This is a genomic window from Octadecabacter ascidiaceicola (genome assembly GCF_900185015.1).
GTDB lineage: Bacteria > Pseudomonadota > Alphaproteobacteria > Rhodobacterales > Rhodobacteraceae > Octadecabacter > Octadecabacter ascidiaceicola.
Genome location: NZ_FXYD01000005.1, coordinates 106557 through 131518 on the forward strand (window position 1 = coordinate 106557; position 24962 = coordinate 131518).

The window sequence follows — 24962 nt, forward strand, 5'->3', positions numbered from 1 at the left end:
CCTTGCCGCAAAATAATAGGGCAAGTCCATCCCTGAACCCGCCCTAAGATACTGTAACTGTTCTGTTTGTTTGGTTTAGGCGAAAACCCGCCCCAATGCGGCACCAACTGCATCTGTGATCTCGTCGATGTCATCTGTAGTGGCGATCAAAGCAGGGGAGAAACACAACGTGTTGTTCTTACCCGGAACAGAGCGGTTCGTCGCCCCGATGATTACGCCGTTCTTGTTGCAGTCCGCGACAACGGCGCCGACAAGCTGCTCAGACATTGGTTCTTTGGTGGCACGATCTGATACCAGTTCTGCCCCGACAAACAGCCCCTTGCCACGGACATCGCCGATTTGCGGGAACTTTTCAGACAGCGCTTGCAGGTTGGCAACCATACGGTCCCCCATCACCAGTGTGTTTGCCAAGAGATCTTCGTCTTCGATAATGCGCATGTTCTCAATAGCCGCAGCTGGGCCAGCTGTGCAGCCACCAAACGTGGAAATATCGCGGAAGTAGTTCAGCGGGTCCGAAGAGTCGTCTTTGAACATGTCAAAAACCTCTTCGGTCGTCACACAGCATGAAATTGCTGCGTAACCAGATGCTACACCTTTGGCCATCGTCACGATGTCTGGCTTGATGCCGTAGTTCTGGTAGCCGAACCAAACGCCTGTGCGTCCGACGCCGCAAACAACTTCGTCGATATGCAGCAAGATATCATATTTTTTGCAGATTTCTTGAACGCGCTCCCAGTAACCATCTGGTGGGGTGATTACACCGCCGCCAGCGGTCACAGGTTCAAGGCAAAGTGCACCAATGGTGTCCGCGCCTTCTCGCAGGATCACTTCCTCGATCTGATCAGCAGCCCAAACGCCGTAGTTTTCGTCTGGCGCGCCGTCCTGTTCGTGCTTGCGGTATTCCATGCAGTGCGGAACGCGAATGAAGCCAGGCGCGAAGGGGCCATACTGTGCGTTCCGTTCGTCCTGACCGCCAGCGGACATCGTCGCCAAAGTAGACCCGTGATAGTCGCGATCGCGATACAGGACCTTATGCTTTTTGCCGCCGTAACGCTTGTGCGCGATCTGGCGCACGATTTTGAAGCCCTTCTCGTTGGCCTCAGAACCGGAGTTTGCGTAGTAAACGCGCGACATGCCCGGCATTTTGGAGATCAGTTTTTCCGCGAATAGCGCACCAGGGATGGACCCTACAGTGCCGCCAAAGAAGTTCATTTTCAGAATCTGATCGCGTACCGCATTTGCGATGCTTTCACGGCCATAGCCTACGTTGACGGTCCAAACACCACCCGAAACAGCATCAATGGATTCTTTACCGTGCTGATCCCAAACGCGCATACCTTTGCCTTCGACAATAATACGCGGGTCAATTTGCGCGCTTTTATCAGCGTTCATATATTGCTGGTGCTGGCTGAGATGGTGCCAAACATGGGCACGGTCGGCGTCAACCACGTGGCTCAGGTCATTTGTTGTCATTCCGTCCATCTCAAATCCTCCGCATGGAATCAGGGGCGCACAAAGGGCGCGATGCCTTACTATCTCGGTTCTAAAGGTGCGCGGATAGGGCCAGTCGTTGTGCCGATGTAATGCCAAAATTGATGCGAGCTGGGTGACGAATTCCTTTGACCTTCCCGTTACTGGAAGGTTTATGTAGAAGGCCAAAAGGAGAGTCGTTATGGCCAGTTATCGCTTTGATGTAGATGAAATGACGTGCGGCGGCTGCGCTGCACGCGCTCAAAAGGCGATGGCTGGGGTTGAGGGCGTGACCTCTGCCCATATCAATTTTGCGGACCGCACAGCGACGGTTGAGGGCATCACAGGGCTGGAAAGCCTGATCGCTGCAGCCTCAACAAAGGCTGGTTATCCGGCAAGCCCAATCAAGGCAGGTGGCGTGGCGCAGGAACGTGTAGATGAGGCACCAGCCTTGTTGCGCTCAACGCTGATTGCCGGCGCAATAACGCTTCCGATTTTCATCGTCGAGATGGGTGGGCACGTATTTCCATCGGTCCATCATTTCATCGCACAAGTGATCGGCATGCAGGACAGTTGGTTGATCCAGTTTGTCCTTGCGACGCTCGTCTTGATCGGCCCTGGCCGTCGGTTTTACACCAAGGGAATCCCGGCATTGTTGCGTGGTGCGCCTGATATGAACTCGCTCGTCGTGCTCGGTGCAACTGCTGCATGGGGCTATTCGACCGTAGCAACGTTTCGCCCGCAATGGCTACCGGACGGAACCATTGCGGTCTATTTCGAAGCGGCTGCGGTGATTGTGACGCTCATTTTGCTGGGCCGCTACCTTGAGGCCCGCGCAAAGGGCCGAACGGGTGCCGCGATCAAGCGGCTGATCGGACTGCGCCCTGATACCGCGAAAGTTGAACGGGAGGGTGCGTTGATATCGGTGCCGCTCGACAAAGTTGTAGTCGGGGATGTGGTTCACTTGGCTGCGGGCGCACGTGTTCCGGTGGATGGAACACTGCAACGTGGCACAGGGTTCGTTGACGAAAGCATGATTTCTGGCGAGCCGATCCCAGTGGAAAAAACGATTGGTGACGCGTTGGTCGCTGGCACCGTCAACGGTACATCCGCGCTGGTGTTTGAAGCGCGCGCCGTTGGTTCTGATACCATGCTCGCGCGGATCATTGCGATGGTCGCCGAGGCTCAGGGCGCGCGGTTGCCGGTTCAAGGTCTCGTGAATAAAATAACGCTGTGGTTCGTTCCGGCGGTCATGGTGATCGCCGCGTTTACTGTGGTGATCTGGCTGGTTCTTGGGTCCTTACCACAGGCTTTGGTTGCTGGGGTTTCAGTTCTCATCATTGCCTGCCCCTGTGCGATGGGCTTGGCGACGCCAACATCAATCATGGTCGGCACGGGTCGCGCTGCTGAACTTGGGGTATTATTCCGCCGCGGAGATGCATTGCAGGCTTTGCAGGGTGTTGATGTCGTGGCGTTTGATAAGACTGGGACACTTACGATTGGCGCGCCTGTCGTGGTGTCCAATACGTTACGCACGCAAGACCTCGCAGCCGTTGCCGGTGTTGAAGCTGCCTCCGATCACCCATTGGCGAACGCAATCGTGACGTTGGCGGGGCGACATTTGCCTCTGGCAACCGAGGTTGAGACAATACCGGGTCACGGCGTGCAGGGCGTCGTCGAAGGCCGCCGCATCGTGATCGGCAATGCAGCGATGATGGCTTGGGAAGGCGTTACAGCGCAGGCGGACGTTCCCGCAGGGCAGACCCCAGTCATGGTCGCGATTGACGGGAAATTCGCCGGAACGCTTGGCTTATCTGATGCGCCGAAACCAACAAGCAAGGCGACGGTGCAAGCAATGAAAGCACGCGGTCTGGAGGTCGTAATGGTGTCTGGTGATACGCAAGAAGCCGCGGGTGCGCTGGGCGATGATCTAGGTATCGATCACGTGATCGCAGGCGTTCTACCGGACGGTAAAGTCGACGCCGTTAAAGAGCTGCAAACCGGCGGCCGTAAGGTCGCGTTTGTTGGGGACGGCATCAATGACGCCCCCGCACTTGCTGTGGCCGATGTGGGCATCGCGATGGGGACTGGCACCGACGTTGCCGTTGAAAGCGCGGATGTTGTGTTGGTGTCGGGCAATCCCGCAGGCGTTGCGCACGCAATTGAAGTGAGCCGCCGCACGTTGCGCAATATCTGGCAAAACCTCGGCTGGGCCTTTGGGTACAACATCATCCTTATTCCCGTTGCGGCACTGGGGCTTTTGTCACCGCAACTTGCCGCTCTGGCGATGGCGGCGTCTAGTGTGTTGGTTGTTGTTAACGCTCTGCGGTTGCGCTGGGTCAAAGTGGCTGAATTGGAGGTATCACAGTGAACATCAAAGACGCTGGTTTGCGGGTAGGGTTGCCGCCGAAAACCATTCGATATTACGAAGACATCGGGATAGTAACGCCAGACCGCGCGGATAACGGGTATCGCGATTTCAGCGACGCGCATCTTCATAAACTCGCGTTTCTTGCCCGCGCGCGCAGCCTTGGGTTTTCGATTGATGACTGCCGTGATCTGCTTGCGCTTTGGGAGGATCAAGACCGTGCAAGCGGTGATGTACGTGCCATCGCCAAAGAACACCTTGCAGCGATCGAGACGAAGATTGCGGGCCTTCAGGATATGCGCGCGACATTGGCGGATTTGGTTCAGTCTTGCGCAGGGGACGCGCGGCCCGATTGCCCAATTATCGACAAATTGCAGCGCGGCTAGTACAAAAAACAACCTATACGTGCCCAAATCTTGCCCAAGACTGGCGGCAAAATTGGCCTCAACATTAGTTTGAAGTCTTCTATGCCGCATATTCTATCCGCGCTTTACAATTTCCTTCGCCTTGGCCCTATCGGTCTTGGAGTTGGCGCAGCTATTGTGCTTGGCATCGGGTATTTCCTTCAGGTTTCCCAAAATGATCGCGTCGCTGCCAAGGCCGCCGCACTGGCCGCTGGCCCACCTGCGGCTGTTGATGTTGCAAAATTCGACCGTGAAAGTGATGCAACTGATCTGCGTGAAGTCGTGCTGCGTGGACAGGCCGTATTTGATTACGCGTATCGTCTGACGCTTGAAAAAGATACCAGCGACCTTGAAGCCTTTATGGTGCCAATCGTGTCGGAAACCGCGACGAGCGAAAGAGATATTGTTGCGATTGCACTCTTCTACGAAAGCGGTTTTCGCCATGACAGACTAACGCCAGAGTTTCTAACAAACGGGTTGATGGGTTTTGGCGATATTGGCCCCATCATGGAATACAACGGTAAGCTAAGCTCATTAGGGTCGTGGGAAGAAATCACACAAGATGCGTTCGCCGAAAAGGGGCTTACGTTTAGCGATGACATAATCGTTGTGTGGCCGTTCATCGATGGGCGCGAGGTTGCGTTTGCACCGCCTGAGGCGGACGACACCACAATGTTTGGCTTCTTTTCAAAGATCGCTGGGGCCATCGGGTTGCTCGCGTTGGCCAAGCTGGTGTTCCGCAAAGAACCTGAGGCGAAGATCGCGGCCCCCGATGTAAACTTGCCGCCACTTTCACCAGAGGTCACAACAGCCCCCCAACGCAGCGCCGCGCCGCTGTGGAAGCAGCGAAGCGGTCTAGTGGATGAAAGTTACAACGATGCGCCAGCCGCGCAATTTGATGAACCGGGGATCGACGTTTTTGCGCCAAAAACTGCAAGTGTAATCAAACCACGTGCCAAATTCGGTGTCCGTAAAGTATTGATTGGCCTTGTCGGCGGCCTATTTTTCTTAGGCCTCGCTTCGACCGTATCCGACCTGATCGGCAAGTCATCGACAGCGACTGTCGTTAAAACGCAATCCACTGCGGAGGTTATTGCGGAAAGCGCTGCCGCTGCAATTGTGCCTGATGCTGACCCGAACCGCCATTGGACCGACATTGACGTCGCACCGATTGCGGAATGGTTCGTGGCAAAGTTCTTCTTGGCGGTTTCTGGAGACTTTGATGCCCAGATATTGCTTTTAGGTATGCTACTTGGCGTGTTTGTCGCTCTGTTCGCGCTGCGTTGGTATTTCATCGTGCGCCGGACTTTGCGTCCAAAAACAACCGCGCGGTTCGACAGTATGGGTATCAACTAGAAATCGACGGTCACGCCCGGAAGGTTCAGCGATTTGATCAGCTCGCGCAGCTCTTGACGGGCAGCGACGTTTGAGATGTTCAGGCCTTTCACGCCGATGTCGCGCAGGTCCAGCAATGTAAGGCCGCGTGGGAACAGCTCACGGAAGATGACACGCTCGTTGAAACCAGGTGCCGTGCGGAACCCGATGCGGCGCGACAGCTTTTCAATCGCGGCTTCCATCTTTTGTTTGTTGACCATGTTCTGCGCGCCCATGCGGTTGCGCACAACGACCCAGTCAATCGGTTCAAACCCAGCCTGCGCGCGCAACTGCCGCGCATTCCAGACCATTTGCGAATAGACGGATGGGCCAGTGATGGTTTCTGCATCCCCGTCGATATGGGCCAGAAGGTCAAAGTCGATAAAGCTGTCGTTGAGGGGCGTAATCAACGTATCAGCAAGCGAATGGGCGACCTGTGACAGCCGTGTGTGGCTGCCCGGGCAGTCGATCAGAATGAAATCATTGTCCGGCTCAAGCCCCGCAACGGCCACGGACAGACGGTGGTCAAAGATGTTTTCGCCTTCTTTCAGCGTCGCAGGGTCGACCTCGGGCAAGTCGTGATAGGTCGGAGTGGGCAACGTCAGCCCTTCCTTTTCAAGGAACTTCCGACGGTTTTCGATGTAGCGGCCCAGCGTTTTCTGGCGCAAATCCAGATCAAGCGTGCCGACCTTATGCCCCATGCGCGACAGCGCGGTTGCTACATGCATCGAAACCGTGGACTTACCAGCCCCGCCCTTTTCGTTCCCCACGACGATAATATGTGCCACTGCGCTTGCCCCTTTGCTGATCCGGATCGTTGTCCAGAGCGTCGGCGTAACTATACGCAGCGCTGGGCGCAAGGCAAAGAGGGATTGACTTGTGACATTGAAAGCCCCATTTGCCCCTCAGGAACGATGCTAGCTGCCGCGTGAGCAGGCGCAGATTTGCGCAAAGGTGCATCGTCCTAAGGTTCCCACCATCACGCAGGGGTGCCGCGCCAGTCGGCGGGCCTCGTTTTTGTTAGGCATGGGCATTCGGCCCACCGCGAGCCTTTGGCGCATCCTCATGCGATGCTTCAGCCGTTCGGGTTGGGGCGAGAATTTTATGCGGGCGCTGCAGTGCCCGCCCCGATCTAAGGAAAACACATGGATTTCGACATGCTGGGCCTTGCGCCCCGACTTATTAAAGAACTGGAACGCCAAGGGATTACGGACCCGACGCCGATCCAAGCCCAAGCCATCCCGCACGCCATGAATGGCCGCGATGTTATGGGCCTTGCCCAGACAGGCAGTGGTAAAACGGCGGCCTTTGGCCTGCCGATGATTGATATGCTTCTGAAAGAGCAGGGTAAGCCCGAGGGTAAAACTGCCCGCGCCCTGATCCTCGCGCCGACCCGCGAATTGGCGAAACAAATTCAAGAAAACTTGGCGGCCTACACAACTGGTACACACCTCAAGACGATGTTGGTTGTTGGTGGCGCTGGTATTACGGGCCAGATCCGCAAACTTGAACGCGGTGTTGACCTTTTGGTTGCCACGCCGGGTCGTTTGATTGACCTGCTTGAACGCCGCGCCGTGCGCCTTGGCGATACCAAGTTCCTCGTGCTTGATGAAGCGGACCAGATGCTCGACATGGGGTTCATCCACGCGCTGCGCCAGATCGCGCCGCTTTTGGCCAAGCCGCGCCAGACGATGCTGTTTTCCGCGACAATGCCGAAACTGATGGGTGAACTCGCGGGTGCGTTCCTTGAAAACCCGATCCGCGTTCAGGTCAACGCACCGGGTAAGGCTGTGGATCGTATCGAACAATCAGTCCACTTCGTCGCCAAAGCTGCGAAGACTGACTTGTTGTTGGAATTGATCGACAAGCACCGCGACGAGCGCGCGATTGTTTTTGGCCGCACAAAGCACGGTTCTGAAAAGCTGCATAAGCTTTTGACGAACAAAGGTTTCGCGTCAGCGTCCATCCACGGAAACAAATCCCAAGGTCAACGTGACCGCGCGATTTCGGATTTTAAAGCGGGTAAGGTGAAAATCCTTGTTGCGACAGATGTGGCGGCACGTGGCCTCGATATTCCTGAGGTAAAGCACGTTTATAATTACGACTTGCCAAATGTGCCTGAAAATTATGTCCACCGTATCGGCCGCACGGCGCGCGCCGGTGCCGATGGCATGGCAATCGCGTTCTGCGCGCCTGACGAAATGGGCGAACTGCGCGATATCCAAAAGGCGATGAAGGCCGACATTCCAGTTGCCGGTGGCCGCCCGTGGGCGCGCGACGAAGAAGAAGCCAAGCCAAAGCGCGGCGGTGGCGGCGGCGGTCGTCGTTTTGGCGGCGGTGGCGGTCGTGGCGGCAAACCTGGTGGTGGTCGCCCTGGCGGCGGCGGTGGCCGCCCTGGTGGTGGAAAACCCGGTGGTGGCGGTGGCAATCGCCGTCGCAAACCCAATAAGGCTTCATCTTAAATTAAGGCCTAAGTTGCATTTTTGGACACTTACCCTTATGTAAGTGTCCAAAGATAATAAGAAAAAATGGCAGTTTCCAAATGAACTCCGCAATCAACCGCGTTATCCGTGACTTCGTCGCGCCTATGTTCCGTCGTCCAAAAGGGCTGCAAGTCGCAGCGCTTTGCACACGAGGTACAGGTGATGACAAAGAGGTGCTGTTAGTCACGAGCCGAGGAACAGGGCGTTGGATCATTCCCAAAGGTTGGCCCATTCGTGGCCTCGCCTCGTCTCAGGCTGCTTTGCAGGAAGCATGGGAAGAAGCTGGCGTAAAAGACGCGACAGCGAAATCTGAACCCATCGGTAGCTACGGCTACGACAAAACAATGGGAAGCGGCCTTCCGGTGCCGATTGAAACATTGGTTTACTCGGTTTCAGTAAATGAGCTTGAGAATGATTTTCCAGAAGCAGGCCAACGAGAGCGACGTTGGGTCAGCCCATCAGAAGCTGCAAATTTGGTGGATGAGCCTGAGCTGAAGTCTATCTTGAATGGCACAACCGCCTAAATATAAGATTTTCTGACCTATCAAATCGCAAAAGCATTGATTTGATGCGTTGTTGCTGACAATTGTGCCGCCAAACTTATGGGGGGCACCATGTCTGACAATAACAACGGCGACCTGCGCCATCTTGAGACGCTAGACCGAGATCTCGCGCGTTTTTCGCGACTTGAAGTCGCGACGCAATATGTGGCGCGGCCGTTGGTTGGCCCGGGCATTTCACTTCTATTTATCGTTCTAGCTGGCCTCACAGCCGCTTTGTTCTTTGGGCAAACCAACAATTCCATGATCGTAATCATTGCGACCTGCTTGGGTGCGTATATGGCGCTCAACATTGGTGCGAATGATGTGGCCAACAATATGGGCCCTGCCGTTGGTGCAAATGCGCTGACAATGGGTGGCGCCATCGCGATTGCGGTGATTTTCGAATCCGCTGGTGCGCTGATTGCGGGTGGGGATGTTGTTTCGACCATCGCCAAAGGCATCATTGCCCCGGAAAGCATGGGCACGCCTGAAACGTTCATTTGGGCGATGATGGCGGCGCTTTTGTCGGCCGCTTTGTGGGTTAACCTTGCGACGTTTGTTGGTGCGCCGGTTTCCACAACACATTCGGTTGTAGGTGGTGTTATGGGTGCTGGTATTGCCGCGGCAGGTTTTGCTGCTGTGTCTTGGGGCACAATGGGCAAGATCGCTGCATCTTGGGTTATCTCGCCGGTCCTCGGTGGTGCAATCGCTGCGTTCTTCTTGTTCGTTATCAAATCGCGCATCATCTACCGTGATGACAAAATCGAAGCTGCCCGCCGCTGGGTTCCTATTTTGGTCGGCATCATGGCGGGTGCATTCGGGTCCTACCTTGCGCTTAAGGGCCTTAAGAAGATCATCAAGATCGACCTGCCTACTGCATTGTTGATTGGTTTGGCGATCGCGATTTTGGTCTGGCTGGTTATGATCCCTGTGATCAAAAAACAATCTGAGGGTCTTGAGAACCGCAACAAATCCCTCAAGGTTCTGTTCGGTATTCCATTGGTCGTGTCTGCTGCATTGCTTTCTTTTGCGCACGGCGCGAACGATGTTGCGAACGCGGTTGGACCGTTGGCTGCCATTGTGCAGGTCTCCCAATCCGGTGACTTCACCAGCAGCTTCTCGATCCCGTTCTGGGTCATGGTGATTGGTGCCTTCGGTATTTCGTTCGGCCTGTTCTTGTTCGGGCCAAAGCTGATCCGCATGGTCGGCAGCCAGATCACCAAGCTAAACCCGATGCGCGCCTACTGTGTGGCGCTGTCAGCGGCGATCACAGTGATTGTGGCTTCATGGCTCGGCCTGCCTGTTAGCTCAACGCACATCGCCGTTGGTGGTGTGTTTGGCGTGGGCTTCTTCCGTGAATGGGACGCAGAGCGCCGCCTGCGAAAAGCACGCATCGCGATGCCAAACAAACCAGCCTATTCCGTCGAAGAACGCCGTCGCCGTAAGCTGGTGCGCCGTTCCCACTTCATGACGATCATTGCCGCATGGATCATCACGGTCCCTGCAGCGGCCCTGCTATCAGCGCTGATCTTCTGGGTGCTGGTGACGGTTGTTGGGGCATAGGGTGATGTCGCCGCCAGTTGGAGGCTAGGTTATACAACATCTATTTCGTATTGGCTTTTTTGTGTGCGCGTTCATGCTTCCAAGTGTGAGTTCAGCTTGTATGCTCAACAAAGTTTCATTTTCTGACTTCGTTCGGAGATCGGACCTAGTGGTCATTGGGTTTCCTCAACCTGGAAGCTTACAGCCTCCGAGTGAGGAAAGACTATTTTGATCGTTCGAATTGGTGGTTCAAGAGGCCTTACTGGGAGCGGTCTCTGAAACGTTGGATGTTCAAGTAACCATTTCTGATGTGCCTGATTGGTTTGAAGAAAGTGCAGGACGGGCATTTGTATTTCCGCTGCAATTTGTTCCGAACGCTGACGTGGGCGTAACAGACATCCATGTTATAGATATCCTCTGCGGACCTGAGATTTTTCCCGTTGATTCACCCAATGATCTCGCTGCACGAATGGTTATTGCAATCTACACTGGGGCTACTGATCCCGCAGTTGCAGCACGGGTATTTGATCAGATGTGGTTACGGCATGGTGAATATTAGTCCCTAAACGAAAAACGCCGCCCCCAAACAGGAGCGGCGATTTCTTTTCCAAAAGGTAGGTGCTTTAGAAGCCCAGGCCTTCGTACTTTTTCTTGAACTTGGAAACACGACCACCAGTGTCCATCAGGCGTGCGCCTGCGCCGGTCCATGCTGGGTGCACGGAAGGGTCGATGTCCAAAGCCATCTGGTCGCCTTCTTTGCCCCAAGTGGATTTCATCTGGTGAACCGTGCCATCTGTCATTTTGACGTCGATGACGTGGTAATCGGGGTGAATATCTTTTCTCATCTCGATCTTCCTTACGCTTGAGCGGCGCTCTTAGGCGCGCGGTAGTTTGTCTTCTCGACGATACGTGCGGACTTACCGCGACGCTCACGGAGGTAGTACAGCTTGGCGCGACGAACGCGGCCACGGCGGACTACAGTGATGCTATCGATGTTGGTGGAGTACAGAGGGAACACACGTTCCACGCCTTCACCAAAGGAAATTTTGCGAACAGTGAAGGAACCAGCGATGCCCTTACCGTTTTTGCGTGCGATGCAGACGCCTTCGTAGTTCTGCACACGGGTACGTGTACCCTCGGTCACGCGGAAGCCTACGCGAATAGTGTCGCCGGCTTTGAAGTCTGGGATGTCTTTGCCCAGTTCGGCGATTTGTTCCGCCTCGAGTTGTGCGATCAGGTTCATGATCGTCTCCTATTTAGTCACGCGGTTTTTCCGCGGATGTGAGGGCTGCCAGAGCTTTGGTCTTCATCGGGTCAGTCGCGCTGCCCACCAAAGGTATTAACGGCCTTGTTTTGCAATTTGGCGGGTTCGCGGTGAAGAGGTCGCGGCCATACCAAAAAGGTGCTGCGACTCATTTGGGCCACGCACTCGGGCCGTATAGGGGTTAGGGGCGTTTGGGGCAAGAGGGATTGGAATTTGCACTAATATCGCGTGCCGATCAGATTAGCTGCTAGATGATCGTGCTAACGAAGAGGGCCACACTCGTTAGAATGCCGAATAGTGGTACAATGATGTGCACACGGTAGTAGTCGCCCGCTGGCGCGTTTTGCGTTTGATCGCGATCAGCGACAGGTTCACACAGACAAAAACCGCGAGGACGATCTGCGAGGTCCAACCAGCGAGGCGTTCAATGTGTAGGAATAGGCTTAGTCCCATGATGCTGGCCGCGACAAAGGCTGTCGCGATGGTTGGCGTTTGCGTTCTTGGCGAAAGCATCGCGAACGGGGATGGGAAACGCCCGCGCTGTGCCATGCCGTAAATGACGCGCGACGCCATAATCATTTGAATAAGAACCCCATTGACCGTCACCACCACTGCGACTGCGGCGAAACCCGTCTGAACCGCCTGCGGCGCATTCACGAAAACCAGCGTCAGCGGTTCATCTGATCCGGACAGTTCGTCGATCGGGACAGCCAGTAAAACGGAAATGGCGACCAAAACATATAGGCCGGTTGCCACGATCAAGGTGTACACAATTGCAGGTGGGATCGTTTTGCGGGGATGTTCGACTTCTTCGGCGACATTAACCATGTCTTCAAACCCGATAAAGGCGAAGAACGCTAAAAGGGACGCGCTTGCAATGCCACCCCAGTGAGCGCCCTGAAGGGGTGGAAACAGCTCAGCCGTTGAAACCCCCGCTACGTTCGGACATGCCGAACCCCCAAGCGATTACAAATACAAGGCCGAAGATTTCGAGCAAGGTAATCGCGCCGGCGACCTTCACCGATTGGTTAATCCCCCACCACGCGATTAGCCCCATAGTGCCGACAATTGCGACGATTAGAACCGGGGACGACAGGCCCGTTAACCCGCCCAAGTATCCAGACGCCCCGACCGCAACTGCGGAGGCAGACACCATGCCGGATAAGGCGACAAACCCACCGACAAGGCTTGCCAATAATGGCCAGCCAAATCCGGCATCAACATAGGCGGCTTCTCCGGCGTTGACAGGATATCTGGTGGCCAATTCGGCGTAGAAAACGCCGTAAACGCCACGACGAAAGCGGCGAGTAAGAACGATAACCAAGCATAGGCGCCCGCCTCAGCCACTGTTGCACCAATCAGGACGTAAATTCCCGCACCGACCGTTACACCAAGCCCGTAAAGCGTAAGAAGCGGTAGGGTGAGTGTACGATGAAGCGTCGGTGCGTCAGGCGTACCAAGATTGTTGTGCTGAGTGGCCAAAACGGAAGCTTTCGATTTATTGAAGAACTATCCGCTTAGTTAAGCACTATTCTTGCCTTTGACGCATTGATCAGGATCAAGTGCCTTCAGTGGTGCACGCGCCGTGAAAAACGCCACCGTTCGATTACGTTTTCCCCCTCTTTGCCCACAAGTCGGGGCGGCGCTCCTGCGTGATTTTCTCGCTCGTTTCTTTACGCCATTTTGCGACTTTGCCGTGGTCGCCTGAGGTCAAAACAGGTGGGATCGTGCGGCCTTCCCATTCAGGGGGTCGGGTATATTGCGGGTGTTCAAGTAAGCCGTTGGAATGGCTTTCCTCAACCGCGCTTTCCTCGTTGCCCAAAACGCCGGGCAGAAGGCGCACGCAGGCGTCAATCAGGGTCATGGCGGGCAATTCACCACCCGTCAGCACATAGTCCCCCATGGACACCTCAATAATCTCGTAGTGTTCCAGCACGCGTTCATCGACACCTTCAAAACGGCCGCAAAGCAGCGTGACACCGTCTTGCTGGCTAAGGTCTTGCGCGATTTTTTGTGTGAACGGCACACCGCGCGGGCTGAGGTAAATCAACGGCATCCGGCCACGTGCCTTGCGCCGTGTATCGCCCAGCGCATTGGCAACCACATCTGCACGCAAAACCATGCCTGCGCCTCCGCCAGACGGAGTATCATCCACGTTGCGATGTTTACCGATCCCAAAGCGGCGCAAATCCGTGGTTTGCAGCTGCCAAAGACCGTCCTTCAACGCCTTTCCCGTCAGGCTTTCGCCAAGCAACCCTGGAAAGGCATCCGGAAACAGCGTGATAACCTGCGCCGTCCAAGCATGGGCGAGCTGGGGTTTGTCCGTCATTAACTCTTGCGGCTTCGCGCTCAGCTGCACCGACTTGCGGCCAATGGATTTTGAAGATTTGTTGCTCATGCCCCCTGTTAACGCAGGAGCGCAGTGGTGCCAATTGAAGGTTGCATCGCGTGCCAATTACCCGCAAATCTAGCAAATGACGTCCAGCATTCTCAACACATTCGATACTTGGCAAACCCGACTGGGCAAGGAAAAAGAAGTTGTGAAGCTTTTGGCTGAGCGCGAGGCACCTGCGGTGGTCGATCTGGTGTTCCGCAAGCAAAGTCACAATGCCTGCGTTTTCCAAGCAACATTGGATGGATCGTCTGTGTTTATAAAACACTACGAAACCGACTATGGCTCGACGTTGACTTGGAAAGGTGTCGCGGAAACCGAACTTGTCACTGCACACATGCCACCTACAGCGGGAGGGGTCGCGCAAGTCATTTGGTCATCAGAACCAGATGGGTTGGTTCTAATGTCGCAAGCCGTCGGCACGCCGGTGTCTGATGCATTGTCGACGGGGCAAGCGGACGAGGTGATTGCTGATGTCGCTACATGGTTGGCAGGTTACGTCGGTCCGCGTACTTTTACCGATACGTTCAGCCCTAGTTTTTGGGTTAAGAAACGCAAAGGCACTGAGGTCTCCACCCTGTCGCCTGAGGATCAAACGCGTGCAGCACAATTGATTGATCTTCAAAAGCAGCGTCATGCTCGAACGGGAAATATGACCGCGCTCAAGGGGCACCTGCCTAAGGACTTCGCGCCCCATAACCTGCATTGGACTGGCGATGCGATTTGGGGTTTTGATATTGAAGGCTATTCAACCGACCCGATCTCCCGCGCAATCGCAAGGTTTGCGGTTTTGGCTGAACGCCGATTGCCAGCTGAAGGGATGCGGCGGTTTGGGGTCCACCCGATCTGTCTTAATGCCTTTAAGGGCGCCTTTGATCTATCGGGGGATCACCCAGAATTGCTGCCATTTTTGATTGCAGATGAATTGTTGGATTCACTATTTCGCCGTCACGATGATCCGGTCGCAGGGCCCGTAATCCGGCGTGCATTAGACGCGCACTTGGAGAGTTAGTCTTCGCTAAACAACCCACCCGGTGGGTCGATTACAATGCGCCCTGCCGCGAGGTCCACGGTTGGCACGATTACCTTGGTGAATGGCACCAGAACCGTGTCTTTGTCCAATGGGCTGATGATTTCGAGCAAGTCTTCGGCGCCATTGGTTTGAACCGCTTTGATGCGGCCCAATTTTTCGCCACCAGTATCGAAGGCCATCAAGCCCACGAGATCAGTGTGATAAAATTCGTCGTCTGGCAGGGACGGCAACTGGTCGCGGCGGGCAAACAGGTCCATGCCACGCAAACCGTCCGCTTCTTCCTTTGTCGTGATCCCGTCGACCCGAGCGATAAGCGCGCCCTTGGTTTGACCTTTGATCACGATAGTCATGATTTCTGTGCCGTCCGCGCGGGTCAGCGGCGTGTAGTCCGCCAGCGCTTCTGGGTCTGCACAAAATGATTTCAGGCGCACGTCACCGTGGACCCCGAAAGAGCCCGAGATGGTTCCGACAATGATGCGGTCATCTGACATGTGCGGTCCTGTTAGGTTGGGGAAGGGTGGGGCAACCGTTGCCGCCCCACCCGAAAGACTGATTACTCAGTTGCTTCTGCAGCGGCTTCTTCAGCAGGTGCTTCTTCTTCAGCAGGTGCTGCTGCCGCTTCTGCTGCTGCGGCCTTAGCTGCTTCTTCTGCTTCAGCAGCGGCTGCTACTTTTGCTGCTTTTTCTTCAACGCGTTCTTGGGCTTTCTTGCCAGGAACCGCTTTCTTCATGTTCGTGCGCTCTTTCTTCTCAACAACGCCAGCTGCTTCGAGGAAACGGGAAATACGGTCGGTTGGCTGTGCGCCTTCGCCGAGCCAGTAGTTCACGCGGTCCATGTTCATCTGAACGCGGTTTTCGTCGTCTTTAGCCAGCAGCGGGTTATATGTACCGAGCTTTTCTACGTAACGGCCGTCACGTGGCATGCGGGAGTCCGCAGCAACAATACGGTAAAACGGGCGCTTCTTGGAGCCACCGCGTGCGAGGCGAATTTTCATAGCCATGAGTTTGATTTCCTTTAGGTTTTTATCGGTGTGATTTATGATGCTGAATGACTTCAGCGATGATGAAGTTGAGGAACTTCTTGGCAAATTCGGGGTCCAATTGGGCCTCGTTCGCCAAATCTTCTAGTCGTGCAATCTGGCGCGCTTCGCGGGCGGGATCGGACGGGGGAAGGTCGTGTTGAGCTTTGAGTTTCCCCACAGCCTTAGTGTGTTTGAACCGCTCGCCCAACGTATAGACAAGGATCGCATCGAGACGGTCGATGCTGTCGCGATGTTCTTTCAAGAGGTCGCCAGCGCGGATGTCGTCAGTCATGTCAAAGCCCCCTTATGGTGACGCCAGATGTTTACCTGCGGACAGGTTTCGTTGGCGTCCTCGTAAAGTTCGCCACCCGGTGCATTGGCGATCTCGGTTTGCTGCGCATCGAACGTAGCACCCAATGCTTTGGCCACGGCGACAGAAGGCTCATTGCCCTCGTCGATGTGGGATTGCGCTGTGTCTACGCCCATGACGTCCCAAGACCACGGAATGATCGCGCGCATGGCCTCAGTCACATAGCCTTTGCCTTCGAATACGGCGTCATATAGCGTCCAGCCAAATTCGGGTTCTTCCTGATTCATCAACGGGTGAAACACGCCAAACCCGCCGACAACAACGTCTGGGTCTGTCTTTGTGGTCGCCATGAACAACCCGTACCCTCGCAAAAGCCACTGGCCTGCAATCGATGCAAAATACATCGATGATTTGCTTGCTTCAATCGGGCCACCGGTAAACTTGGACCGCTCAGACGCCTTGTAGGCGACGTAATCGGACATATCCGACATGCGCGGCAAGCGTAGGACCAGACGCTCTGTTTCAAGCGTAGGGAGGGTGAAGGTTGCGGTCATTTCTTTTTGCCGAACCCGCTTAAGCCAGGGGGCAATGCAGCGCCGCCTAGACCGGGCATGCCGCCGCTGGGCATATTCGCGCCCAACTGTTTGGCTGCCGCTTCCATTGCTGCTGGGTCGTTCATGTCAGGCATGCCGCCTTTGCCGAACATGCCTTTCATGGCCTGTTTCAGCATGCCGCCTTTACCCATTTTTCCCATCTTCTTCATCATGTCCGCCATCTGGCGGTGCATTTTGATCAGTTGGTTCAACTCACGCACTTCGAGGCCAGCACCGGCGGCGATCCGTTTCTTGCGGGATGCCTGCAACAGTTGCGGGTTGGCGCGTTCTTTCTTGGTCATGGATTGGATCATGGCGATCTGGCGTTTGAAAACGCTGTCGTCCATGCCCGCTTCTTCGACCTGTTTGGCGGCTTTCTTCATGCCGGGCATCATGCCCATCATGCCTTCCATGCCACCCATCTTCATCATCTGCTCAAGCTGCATTTTCATGTCGTTCATGTTGAAGCGGCCCTTCTGGAACCGTTTCATCATGCGTTCAGCTTGTTCAGCCTCGATGGTTTCTTGGGCTTTCTCGACGAGGGAAACGATGTCGCCCATGCCAAGAATACGGCCCGCAACTCGGTCAGCGTGGAACTCTTCAATCGCGTCCATCTTTTCGCCAAGACCGACGAAACGAATAGGCTTACCGGTGACGGCCCGCATCGACAGGGCAGCACCGCCGCGTCCGTCACCATCCATACGGGTCAGGACAACGCCGGAAATCCCGATGCGCCCGTCAAAGTTCTCAGCGGTGGAAACCGCGTCTTGGCCTGTCAGACCATCGACAACCAAAAGTGTTTCGCGTGGATTGGCGACGTTACGAACAGCCTCAACCTGCTGCATCAGCTCTTCGTCGATGGACAAACGGCCTGCCGTGTCGAGCATATAAACGTCATAGCCGCCAAGGGAGGCTTGGGTCTTGGCGCGTTTGGCGATCTGGACAGGGTCTTCGCCCTTTACAATCGGCAGTGTGTCCACGCCGATCTGCGCACCAAGGATTTGTAGCTGTTCCATCGCGGCAGGACGGTTGACGTCCAAAGATGCCATGAGGACTTTCTTGCCCTCACGCTCTTTCATCCGTTTCGCCAGCTTCGCGGTGGTCGTGGTTTTACCGGAACCTTGCAGACCAACCATTAGGATCGGGGCAGGCGGGTTGTCGATCTTCAGAGTGCCGTCGCCACCGTCACCGGCAAGCACATGCACCAATTCGTCGTGTACGATCTTAACGACCTGCTGACCGGGTGTGACGGACTTGGTAACAGACTGGCCCGACGCCTTGTCTTGCACCGCTTTGATGAAGTCCCGCGCAACCGGTAGGGAAACGTCGGCCTCAAGCAAGGCAATACGGACCTCGCGAAGCGCTGTTTTGACGTCTTCCTCGGACAAGGCACCTTGCTTGGTGAGGCGATCAAAAACACCGCCTAGGCGATCTGATAGTGACTCGAACATGGGCGCATCCTTTGCGTCGGTTTCATCGGTGTTCGTTATATAGGAACGAACGGTTCAAAGCAGTAGAGCCCCAGTGGGCGCAACGCGCTGACTGGGGGCGATCCTTACATATGCAAGGACCGGAGGTTTAACACTCCGGATTTATTGGGTCGTTTAGGCCTGCGGTGCGTCTGAGTCAACACGCGTGCGCTAAACTTTCGTCGACGACAATCCTCGAATGGCGCGATCTTTCACTTGGGCCATTGTCAGCGGCCCAAGTTGGATTTCGGTTCTTCAAGCTGCCGCGGCAGAAGCAATATCTTTGGCTGCGACGAATTCCACGTCTGTGATTCCGATGAAGCTGAGGAAAAAACGCAGATGTGGGGTCAGGAAATCAGCAGGTGTTCCGATGGCAACTCCACCTGATGCTACGGCGACAATCGCTTTTTTACCGCTGAGCAATCCTTCAGGGCCGTTTTCTGTATAGCGGAACGTCACGCGTGGACGCGCAACAAGGTCCATCCATGCTTTGAGGGATGCAGGGGCAGCGAAGTTATAGATTGGAGTGCCGATCACAATCGTATCCGCCGCCTGTAGTTCGGCAATCAAAGAATCCGATAGGGCGAGCCGATCTTTGTCTTCGTCGCTTTGGTTGTCTGGGTCGACTAATCTTGATACGGCCCAAGCACCATCGATCTGCGGAAGCGGCGTGGTTGCAAGATCTCGTATGGTAACCGTGCCACCTAAGTCGGCTACCAGTTTTGCGGATGCCGCGCGGCTTATGCTGGTTTCGGTGTTCGCGGATGCGTCGATATGTAGTGTATGTGTCATCTGGACCTCATGAATATGTGATGACAGGCATATGGCCTTTGCGTGGGTGAACGCTATAGTCCGTTTCAAACAGCTAATGTTCAAATTCGCACATAATTCAAAGAAGGGTCGCCATGGATAACTGGGATGAAATCCGTACTGCGTTTCAGGTGGCCAATATTGGCACCGTTAGTGGGGCCGCTGATGCGCTGGGTGTTCACCATGCAACTGTCATTCGCCACATTGATGCGCTTGAGCAGCGTCTTGGGGTGAAGCTGTTTCAGCGTCACCCTCGTGGTTACACCGCGACGGAAGCTGGGCAAGATCTAATGCAGGTCGCCGCGGCGACCGATGATCAGTTCACCCAACTAGCAGGGCGGATACGCGGGCAGGGTGAAGGCGTGTCCGGTGACTTGGTTGTAACGTCCTTGGTTATGCTGTCGCCCCTTATTACCCCTGTCCTGGCGAAATTCAGGCGCGAGCATCCTGAACTCACGGTCCGGTTTCTTACGGGTGACCGCGTGTTCCGTCTTGAATACGGCGAAGCCCATGTCGCTATCCGTGCCGGAAAGGCCCCTGATCAGCCCGACAATGTGGTGCAACCGTTTCTGAATCAGAAAGTCCATCTAGTTGCTGCGCCATCTTATGTTCAGGATTATGGCCTGCCGTCTGACGAAGACGATTTATGCAATCACTGGTTCGTCGGCCATGACAATGCTGAAAGTCGAGCGCCGTTTTACCAATGGCTTGCCACCCATGTTCCGCAAAACCGTGTGGTGTTTCGCACGACAGATATCCGCGCGACGATCGACGCCGTAACCGCAGGTGCTGGGATGGGGTTCGTCACATCCGCGCAGATGAAGCGGCATCCCGAACTGGTCGAGGTTTTGCCAAGTCAACCGGATTGGGACGCGCATCTTTGGCTGGTGACCCACGTCGACCTGCACCGCACAACGAAGGTTCAGACGTTCTTGAAATTTCTGAAAGAAGAAGCCGCAGCTTGGGACGCTTAGAAAATTAAATTGGCCGCCAAAGGACTAGCCTTTCGAAAGCTCCGGTGCGTCGTCTTGAAGTTCCGCCGCTAGGAACCTCTCGAAGTCGTCTAGGTTCACCGCCTCGAACTGCCCAAAACTTTGCATCCAGATCGACGCCTCGCGCATTGCGTCCGGTTCCAGCTTGCACCATTTCACACGCCCACGCTTTTCTTGGCTGATCAACCCCGCTGCTGTCAAAACCCCAAGGTGTTTGGAAATCGCGGCCAATGACATCTCGAACGGGTCAGCCACATCTGTCACCGCCATATCGTCCTCCAACAGCATCGCCAAAATCGCGCGACGGGTTGGATCGCCGAGGGCGGCGAAGACGGTATCAAGGGGCATGGCCATGCCTGTATTGAGCGCAAGTTGCGCGAAACGTCAACCAAATGGTTGAATAACGGAATTCGCAGCGCTGCGACATTTTGCGCATGTTTTCCGTGTTGATCGCTGTCGAAAGTGTATGAAAAACAGCCGCTTAACTTAAGTAACCTGCGCGTTGACTCTAAACACCACACCCCCTAGAACACCCGCAACCTAGGAAGGGGCTACGTTTTGTCCGATCCGTCTAACCAAACTGATCCATCTGACCGCCTCAAGGCGCTTGAAGACAGGATCGCAGCGGCCAAAGGCGAGGACAAGAAGTCCCACTCCGAGGAGCATTATTCTCAGGCCAATATGGCGTGGCGGATGGTGATCGAATTAGTAGCCGGTCTCGGGATCGGTTTTGGCATCGGGTACGGTTTGGACGTTTTGTTCGGCGCCACACCCATCTTTATGGTGCTGTTCATATTCTTCGGGCTCGCAGCCGGTGTGAAAACCATGATGCGATCCGCCCAAGAGATGCAGAATGAAGCGTTGGCCAAACAGGCTGACAAGAACGAGGAAGACTAAAGTGGCAGACGAAGCACACGGCGCAGAAGGCGGATTGGCCTTTCACCCCCTCGATCAGTTCGAAGTTCACCGCCTGTTCGGTGAAGGTCCGATTAACTGGTACACAATCACCAACGTAACAATGTGGATGGCAATTGCTGTCGTTTGTATCGTTCTGTTGCTGGTCATCGGCACGCGCAAACGCGCTGTTGTTCCGACACGTACACAGTCTGTCGCGGAAACGCTTTACGGTTTCGTCTACACAATGGTCGAAGACGTAACAGGCAAAGACGGGATCAAATACTTCCCATACATCTTTACACTGTTCATCTTTATTCTGATCTCGAACTTCCTTGGCCTGTTGCCAATGTCGTTCACAACTACTTCGCACATCGCGGTTACAGCGATCCTTGCTTTCGCAGTCTTCTTCACAGTGACCATCATTGGTTTCGTTAAGAACGGCGCGGCATTCTTGGGTCTCTTCTGGGTCTCCTCAGCGCCACTGGCACTGCGCCCGATCCTCGCGATCATCGAAGTTATTTCATATTTTGTTCGTCCGGTTAGCCACTCCATTCGTTTGGCGGGTAACCTGATGGCTGGTCACGCCGTTCTTAAGGTGTTCGCTGGCTTTGCGCAGGTTGGCTTTATCATCGCTCCAGTCGCCATCCTCGGCGTTGTCGCGATCTACGCTCTCGAAGTTCTGGTGTCCGCGATCCAGGCCTACGTATTCACAATCCTGACGTGCGTTTACCTGAAAGACGCGCTTCACCCGTCACACTAATTACTAAGAATGCTCCCTCGGGGACTAGCCCCGGGATGCTAAACTTCCAATCGTAAGGAGATACACTATGGAAGGCGAACTCGCACACATCGGCGCTGGCTTGGCTGCAATCGGATCCGGCGCTGCCGCAATCGGTGTTGGTCACGTAGCTGGCAACTTCCTCGCAGGCGCACTGCGTAACCCGTCAGCTGCTGCTGGCCAGACTGCTACGCTGTTCATCGGCATCGCATTCGCAGAAGCTTTGGGGATCTTCTCGTTCCTCGTAGCCCTTCTGTTGATGTTCGCGGTCTAAGACACGAATTTCTATCCTTACGGGCGGGGTTGGCGGCATGTTCGCCGACCCCGTTGTAAGACCCCGACTTTAGGCCGCTTGGCCTTTCGTCATTTCAGATTGTCTAAGAGGGACGTTCAATATGGCTGATCCAGTCGAAACAGGCGCCGAAGCTGGCGGGGCAGGAATGCCGCAGCTAGACTTCTCGACCTTCCCGAACCAGATTTTCTGGCTCGTGGTCACGTTGATCGTGATCTACTTCATCTTGTCCCGTGTGGCTTTGCCACGCATTGGCGCGGTTTTGGCCGAACGTCAGGGCACGATAACAAATGACATTGCAGCCGCCGAAGAGCTGAAGCAGCGCGCGCAGGAGGCTGAGGCCGCCTACGACAAAGCGCTTGTTGATGCCCGTGCGCAGGCTGGCAAGATTGTTGCAGACGCCAAAGCAGAAATCCAAGCCGATCTGGATGTGCAAATGGCAAAAGCAGACGCTGAGATCGCCGCGCAAACGGCTGAAAGCGAAAAAGCAATCGCAGAAATTAACGCAGGTGCTGACGCCGCGGTGAAAGCCGTAGCTAAAGACACCGCCAAAGAGATCGTTGCCGCCCTCGGTGGTAAGGCTGACGCCAAGACGATCACCGCGGCAATCACTGCACGGATGAAAGGGTAACGACATGAAATATTCTATCGCAGCCCTGATCACTCTCGCAGCGTCGCCAGCTTTGGCCGCAAGCAAGAACCCGTTCTCCGCTGACTTCTGGTCGCTGAGCAACACAGACATGATCGTTCTGATCGCGTTCATTATCTTCGTCGGTGTTCTGATTAAGTTCAAAGTACCTGGCATGTTGACTGGTATGCTCGACAGCCGTGCGACTGGCATCAAATCCGATCTGGATGAAGCCAAGGCGCTTCGCGAAGAAGCACAGACTTTGCTGGCCTCATACGAGCGTAAGCAGCGTGAAGTTCAAGAACAAGCTGATCGCATCGTTGAGAACGCAAAAGAAGAAGCAAACCGCGCAGCGGCACAGGCGAAAGAGGACATCGCGGCTTCCGTGACCCGTCGTTTGGCTGCTGCCGAAGATCAGATCGAAAGCGCGAAGTCTTCCGCGATCCGTGACGTGCGTAACCAAGCTGTCTCAGTCGCAGTTGCTGCCGCGCAAGACGTGATTGCAAAGCAGACAACAGCTACGGACGCAAACAAGCTGATCGACGACGCGATTGCAGAAGTTGGTTCCAAGCTTCACTAACTTCTGAGGCTTTTAGAATGTGGATAAGGCCCGAGCAAATGCTCGGGCCTTTTTCATTTCGGAGATGAACCTAGCGGCGCAATTCGTGGTCTAACCGTTTCTGCGCAATCGCTTCGTTGCGGTTGGCCTTATCTTGCCCCCAAAGGGCGTTTTCAACAAACCCCAGATGTGCCTCAACGGCTGCTCGTGCAGCTTTTGCATCGCGCGCCTGAAGGGCATCATTGATCGCACGATGTTGGTCTAGAAGCATCTCGCGGGTGGTGCGCTGTTTGAACATGATTTGACGGTTGTAAAACACCCCTTCGCGCAGCAACTGATACATGGATCGCATCATGTGCAACATGATGACGTTGTGGCTCGCCTCGATGATGCTCAGGTGAAAATCCGCATCCAGACCGGCTTCATCTCTGGGGTTACGTTTACTGTGGGCCGCTTCCATTTTCTTAAAAATGGTGTCGATTACTTTGAGGTCAGTCTCGGTGCCAAGGGTCGCGGCGCGCTCTGCTGCAAGCCCCTCCATGTCACGACGGAAGGCGATGTAATCGAACACAGCCTCTTCGTGATTGGTGAAAAGACGGACCAACGTTTCCGAAAACGCCGAGCCGAGGACATCGCCAACAAAAACACCGGATCCAGCGCGGCTTGTCAGTAGGCCGCTTTCCTGCAGTTCGGACAATGCTTCGCGTAAAGAAGGGCGCGACACGCCTAGACGCTCTGATAACTCGCGTTCAGACGGCAGGCGCTCTCCGGGTTTAAGGATGCCGCGAAGGATCAGTTGTTCGATCTGCCGCACAACGGTCTGCGAAATCTTCTCAGGTTGGATAGGTTCGAACGGCATTGCGGCACCCTTTAAAATTGGTCAAATGATATGACCAATGGGCAAACGCCGCAAATAAAAAAGGGCCGCTCAATGGCGGCCCTGTTCCAATCGTGAAAAGCGCCTTTAGTTTGGTGTGATCGTGATCTCAACGCGACGGTTCTGCGCGCGGCCCTCTGGGGTCAGGTTTGATGCAATCGGAGCATCTTCGCCACGGCCGATTGAACGGATGCGGTTTGGCGAAACGCCGGACTGGATCAACACAGATGACACAGCCTGCGCACGACGCGCTGAGAGGTCTTGGTTGAACGCCGCGCCGCCTGTGTTGTCAGCATGGCCGATGACGTTCACAGTTGTATCAGGGTAGTTGTTGATCGATGTCGCAAGCGCTGACAAATCACCGCGAAGTGCGCCGGAAAGTGTCGCGTCTCCAGTTGCGAACAGAATGTCTTGTGGCAGCGTCACGATCAGCTGGTTGCCGTTGTTCACGATGGTCGCGTTAGAACCGAGGCTTTGACGAAGCTCTGCTTCTTGGCGGTCCAGCAACGTTCCGATTCCGGCGCCGCCAGCAGCACCGACAAGTGCGCCAACGATTGCACCACGGTTGCGATCGCCAGGATTGTTCTCACCGGTTGAACCGACAATCGCACCAAGGCCAGCGCCGATTAACGCACCAGTCTGGGCTTGGCGGTTCGGGTTGTTCGGGTCGGTTAAGGTCTCACAGGCTGTCAGGCCAATAACGCCGGACATTGCAACGGCAAGGGATACTTTGGACAGGGTCATAGTTCTAAATTCCATTGTTGGGCACCAATGTGGTGCGCTTGGTGGAATGTATATCGGTCAAAGCGCGATGTTATCCAATAACGTGTGCGGGTCTGGCGAAGTTCCGCCGATTAAGCACCT

30 protein-coding genes are annotated in these 24962 nt (G+C 55.1%); 14 read left to right on the plus strand and 16 right to left on the minus strand.

Going from position 1 to position 24962, the window contains the following annotated elements:
• Positions 1-75 precede the first annotated feature (75 nt).
• Entirely contained in the window at positions 76-1482 is a 1407-nt protein-coding gene (locus OCA8868_RS14650) for an aminotransferase family protein (RefSeq protein ID WP_093997334.1), read from the minus strand.
• 190 nt (positions 1483-1672) lie between these two features.
• On the opposite strand from OCA8868_RS14650, the gene OCA8868_RS14655 reads away from it, so the two are divergent.
• The 3 genes from OCA8868_RS14655 to OCA8868_RS14665 all read left to right on the plus strand — a co-directional run bounded on the left by OCA8868_RS14655 (position 1673) and on the right by OCA8868_RS14665 (position 5598).
• On the plus strand, positions 1673-3841 hold the full coding sequence (locus tag OCA8868_RS14655) for a heavy metal translocating P-type ATPase (RefSeq protein ID WP_093997335.1): 2169 nt from the start codon (positions 1673-1675) through the stop codon (positions 3839-3841).
• Positions 3838-4224, plus strand: coding sequence for a Cu(I)-responsive transcriptional regulator (gene cueR / locus OCA8868_RS14660; RefSeq protein ID WP_093997336.1), 387 nt, complete (start codon positions 3838-3840; stop codon positions 4222-4224). The genes OCA8868_RS14655 and cueR overlap by 4 nt, the downstream gene beginning before the upstream one ends.
• An 81-nt stretch (positions 4225-4305) precedes the next feature.
• Entirely contained in the window at positions 4306-5598 is a 1293-nt protein-coding gene (locus OCA8868_RS14665; protein ID WP_093997337.1) for a hypothetical protein, read from the plus strand.
• On the opposite strand, the gene OCA8868_RS14670 is transcribed toward OCA8868_RS14665, so the two are convergent.
• Positions 5595-6404, minus strand: a complete 810-nt coding sequence (locus OCA8868_RS14670) for a division plane positioning ATPase MipZ (RefSeq protein WP_093997427.1) — start codon at positions 6402-6404, stop codon at positions 5595-5597. The genes OCA8868_RS14665 and OCA8868_RS14670 overlap by 4 nt on opposite strands.
• A gap of 357 nt (positions 6405-6761) precedes the next feature.
• Between OCA8868_RS14670 and OCA8868_RS14675 the strand changes: the two genes are divergently transcribed.
• The 4 genes from OCA8868_RS14675 to OCA8868_RS14690 all read left to right on the plus strand — a co-directional run bounded on the left by OCA8868_RS14675 (position 6762) and on the right by OCA8868_RS14690 (position 10742).
• Positions 6762-8078, plus strand: coding sequence for a DEAD/DEAH box helicase (locus OCA8868_RS14675; protein WP_093997338.1), 1317 nt, complete (start codon positions 6762-6764; stop codon positions 8076-8078).
• An 80-nt stretch (positions 8079-8158) separates the two neighbouring features.
• Positions 8159-8623 carry an NUDIX hydrolase gene (locus tag OCA8868_RS14680; RefSeq protein WP_093997339.1) on the plus strand — a complete coding sequence of 155 codons (465 nt, stop codon included), beginning with the start codon at positions 8159-8161 and terminating at the stop codon, positions 8621-8623.
• Between the two features lie 90 nt (positions 8624-8713).
• Complete coding sequence (locus OCA8868_RS14685) at positions 8714-10204, plus strand: inorganic phosphate transporter (RefSeq protein WP_093997428.1); 1491 nt, start codon at positions 8714-8716, stop codon at positions 10202-10204.
• Between the two features lie 262 nt (positions 10205-10466).
• Entirely contained in the window at positions 10467-10742 is a 276-nt protein-coding gene (locus OCA8868_RS14690; RefSeq protein WP_143849651.1) for a hypothetical protein, read from the plus strand.
• A 64-nt stretch (positions 10743-10806) separates the two neighbouring features.
• Here the strand turns inward: OCA8868_RS14690 and rpmE are convergent, their stop codons facing one another.
• From rpmE to trmD, 5 genes are all read right to left on the minus strand, one after another.
• Complete coding sequence (gene rpmE, locus OCA8868_RS14695; RefSeq protein WP_093997341.1) at positions 10807-11028, minus strand: 50S ribosomal protein L31; 222 nt, start codon at positions 11026-11028, stop codon at positions 10807-10809.
• 11 nt (positions 11029-11039) lie between these two features.
• Positions 11040-11426 carry a 50S ribosomal protein L19 gene (gene rplS / locus OCA8868_RS14700; RefSeq protein ID WP_093997342.1) on the minus strand — a complete coding sequence of 129 codons (387 nt, stop codon included), beginning with the start codon at positions 11424-11426 and terminating at the stop codon, positions 11040-11042.
• 303 nt (positions 11427-11729) lie between these two features.
• A complete protein-coding gene (locus OCA8868_RS14705; protein ID WP_093997343.1) occupies positions 11730-12362 on the minus strand; it encodes an APC family permease in 633 nt (210 codons plus the stop codon).
• A gap of 1 nt (position 12363) precedes the next feature.
• Positions 12364-12771 (minus strand): APC family permease, encoded by a 408-nt coding sequence (locus OCA8868_RS14710; RefSeq protein WP_093997344.1) that lies wholly within the window; start codon positions 12769-12771, stop codon positions 12364-12366.
• A 282-nt stretch (positions 12772-13053) separates the two neighbouring features.
• Complete coding sequence (gene trmD / locus OCA8868_RS14715) at positions 13054-13845, minus strand: tRNA (guanosine(37)-N1)-methyltransferase TrmD (protein ID WP_093997345.1); 792 nt, start codon at positions 13843-13845, stop codon at positions 13054-13056.
• Between the two features lie 76 nt (positions 13846-13921).
• Here trmD and OCA8868_RS14720 point away from each other — a divergent pair, with 76 nt between their 5' ends.
• Positions 13922-14851 carry a hypothetical protein gene (locus tag OCA8868_RS14720; protein ID WP_093997346.1) on the plus strand — a complete coding sequence of 310 codons (930 nt, stop codon included), beginning with the start codon at positions 13922-13924 and terminating at the stop codon, positions 14849-14851.
• On the opposite strand, the gene rimM is transcribed toward OCA8868_RS14720, so the two are convergent.
• The 6 genes from rimM to OCA8868_RS14750 form a co-directional block, all read right to left on the minus strand.
• Complete coding sequence (gene rimM, locus OCA8868_RS14725; protein ID WP_093997347.1) at positions 14848-15363, minus strand: ribosome maturation factor RimM; 516 nt, start codon at positions 15361-15363, stop codon at positions 14848-14850. The genes OCA8868_RS14720 and rimM overlap by 4 nt on opposite strands.
• 62 nt (positions 15364-15425) lie before the next feature.
• The gene (gene rpsP, locus OCA8868_RS14730) at positions 15426-15872 is read right to left on the minus strand and encodes a 30S ribosomal protein S16 (protein ID WP_093997348.1); all 447 of its coding nucleotides are present in this window, start codon (positions 15870-15872) and stop codon (positions 15426-15428) included.
• Positions 15873-15894: 22 nt separating this feature from the next.
• Positions 15895-16185, minus strand: coding sequence for a chorismate mutase (locus OCA8868_RS14735; RefSeq protein WP_093997349.1), 291 nt, complete (start codon positions 16183-16185; stop codon positions 15895-15897).
• On the minus strand, positions 16182-16757 hold the full coding sequence (locus tag OCA8868_RS14740; protein WP_093997350.1) for a GNAT family N-acetyltransferase: 576 nt from the start codon (positions 16755-16757) through the stop codon (positions 16182-16184). Before OCA8868_RS14740 ends, OCA8868_RS14735 begins: the two co-directional genes overlap by 4 nt.
• Positions 16754-18247 (minus strand): signal recognition particle protein, encoded by a 1494-nt coding sequence (gene ffh, locus OCA8868_RS14745; RefSeq protein WP_093997351.1) that lies wholly within the window; start codon positions 18245-18247, stop codon positions 16754-16756. The genes OCA8868_RS14740 and ffh overlap by 4 nt, the downstream gene beginning before the upstream one ends.
• A gap of 273 nt (positions 18248-18520) precedes the next feature.
• Positions 18521-19057 carry an FMN-dependent NADH-azoreductase gene (locus tag OCA8868_RS14750; RefSeq protein WP_093997352.1) on the minus strand — a complete coding sequence of 179 codons (537 nt, stop codon included), beginning with the start codon at positions 19055-19057 and terminating at the stop codon, positions 18521-18523.
• Positions 19058-19170: 113 nt separating this feature from the next.
• Here OCA8868_RS14750 and OCA8868_RS14755 point away from each other — a divergent pair, with 113 nt between their 5' ends.
• Positions 19171-20049: a LysR family transcriptional regulator gene (locus OCA8868_RS14755; RefSeq protein WP_093997353.1), complete on the plus strand. Its 879-nt coding sequence runs from the start codon at positions 19171-19173 to the stop codon at positions 20047-20049.
• A 24-nt stretch (positions 20050-20073) separates the two neighbouring features.
• On the opposite strand, the gene OCA8868_RS14760 is transcribed toward OCA8868_RS14755, so the two are convergent.
• On the minus strand, positions 20074-20421 hold the full coding sequence (locus OCA8868_RS14760) for an ArsR/SmtB family transcription factor (RefSeq protein WP_093997354.1): 348 nt from the start codon (positions 20419-20421) through the stop codon (positions 20074-20076).
• A 204-nt stretch (positions 20422-20625) separates the two neighbouring features.
• On the opposite strand from OCA8868_RS14760, the gene OCA8868_RS14765 reads away from it, so the two are divergent.
• The 5 genes from OCA8868_RS14765 to OCA8868_RS14785 all read left to right on the plus strand — a co-directional run bounded on the left by OCA8868_RS14765 (position 20626) and on the right by OCA8868_RS14785 (position 23242).
• The gene (locus OCA8868_RS14765) at positions 20626-20964 is read left to right on the plus strand and encodes an AtpZ/AtpI family protein (protein ID WP_093997355.1); all 339 of its coding nucleotides are present in this window, start codon (positions 20626-20628) and stop codon (positions 20962-20964) included.
• A 1-nt stretch (position 20965) separates the two neighbouring features.
• Entirely contained in the window at positions 20966-21724 is a 759-nt protein-coding gene (locus OCA8868_RS14770; RefSeq protein ID WP_093997356.1) for a F0F1 ATP synthase subunit A, read from the plus strand.
• A 67-nt stretch (positions 21725-21791) separates the two neighbouring features.
• Positions 21792-22016 carry a F0F1 ATP synthase subunit C gene (locus OCA8868_RS14775; protein ID WP_015496525.1) on the plus strand — a complete coding sequence of 75 codons (225 nt, stop codon included), beginning with the start codon at positions 21792-21794 and terminating at the stop codon, positions 22014-22016.
• A 121-nt stretch (positions 22017-22137) separates the two neighbouring features.
• Positions 22138-22665: a F0F1 ATP synthase subunit B' gene (locus OCA8868_RS14780; protein ID WP_093997357.1), complete on the plus strand. Its 528-nt coding sequence runs from the start codon at positions 22138-22140 to the stop codon at positions 22663-22665.
• A gap of 4 nt (positions 22666-22669) precedes the next feature.
• A complete protein-coding gene (locus OCA8868_RS14785; protein WP_093997358.1) occupies positions 22670-23242 on the plus strand; it encodes a F0F1 ATP synthase subunit B in 573 nt (190 codons plus the stop codon).
• A gap of 70 nt (positions 23243-23312) precedes the next feature.
• Here OCA8868_RS14785 and OCA8868_RS14790 read toward each other — a convergent pair whose 3' ends face one another.
• Positions 23313-24080, minus strand: coding sequence for a FadR/GntR family transcriptional regulator (locus OCA8868_RS14790; RefSeq protein ID WP_093997359.1), 768 nt, complete (start codon positions 24078-24080; stop codon positions 23313-23315).
• Positions 24081-24185: 105 nt separating this feature from the next.
• Positions 24186-24842, minus strand: a complete 657-nt coding sequence (locus tag OCA8868_RS14795) for a YiaD family glycine zipper/OmpA-like lipoprotein (protein WP_093997360.1) — start codon at positions 24840-24842, stop codon at positions 24186-24188.
• Between the last annotated feature and the right edge of the window lie 120 nt (positions 24843-24962).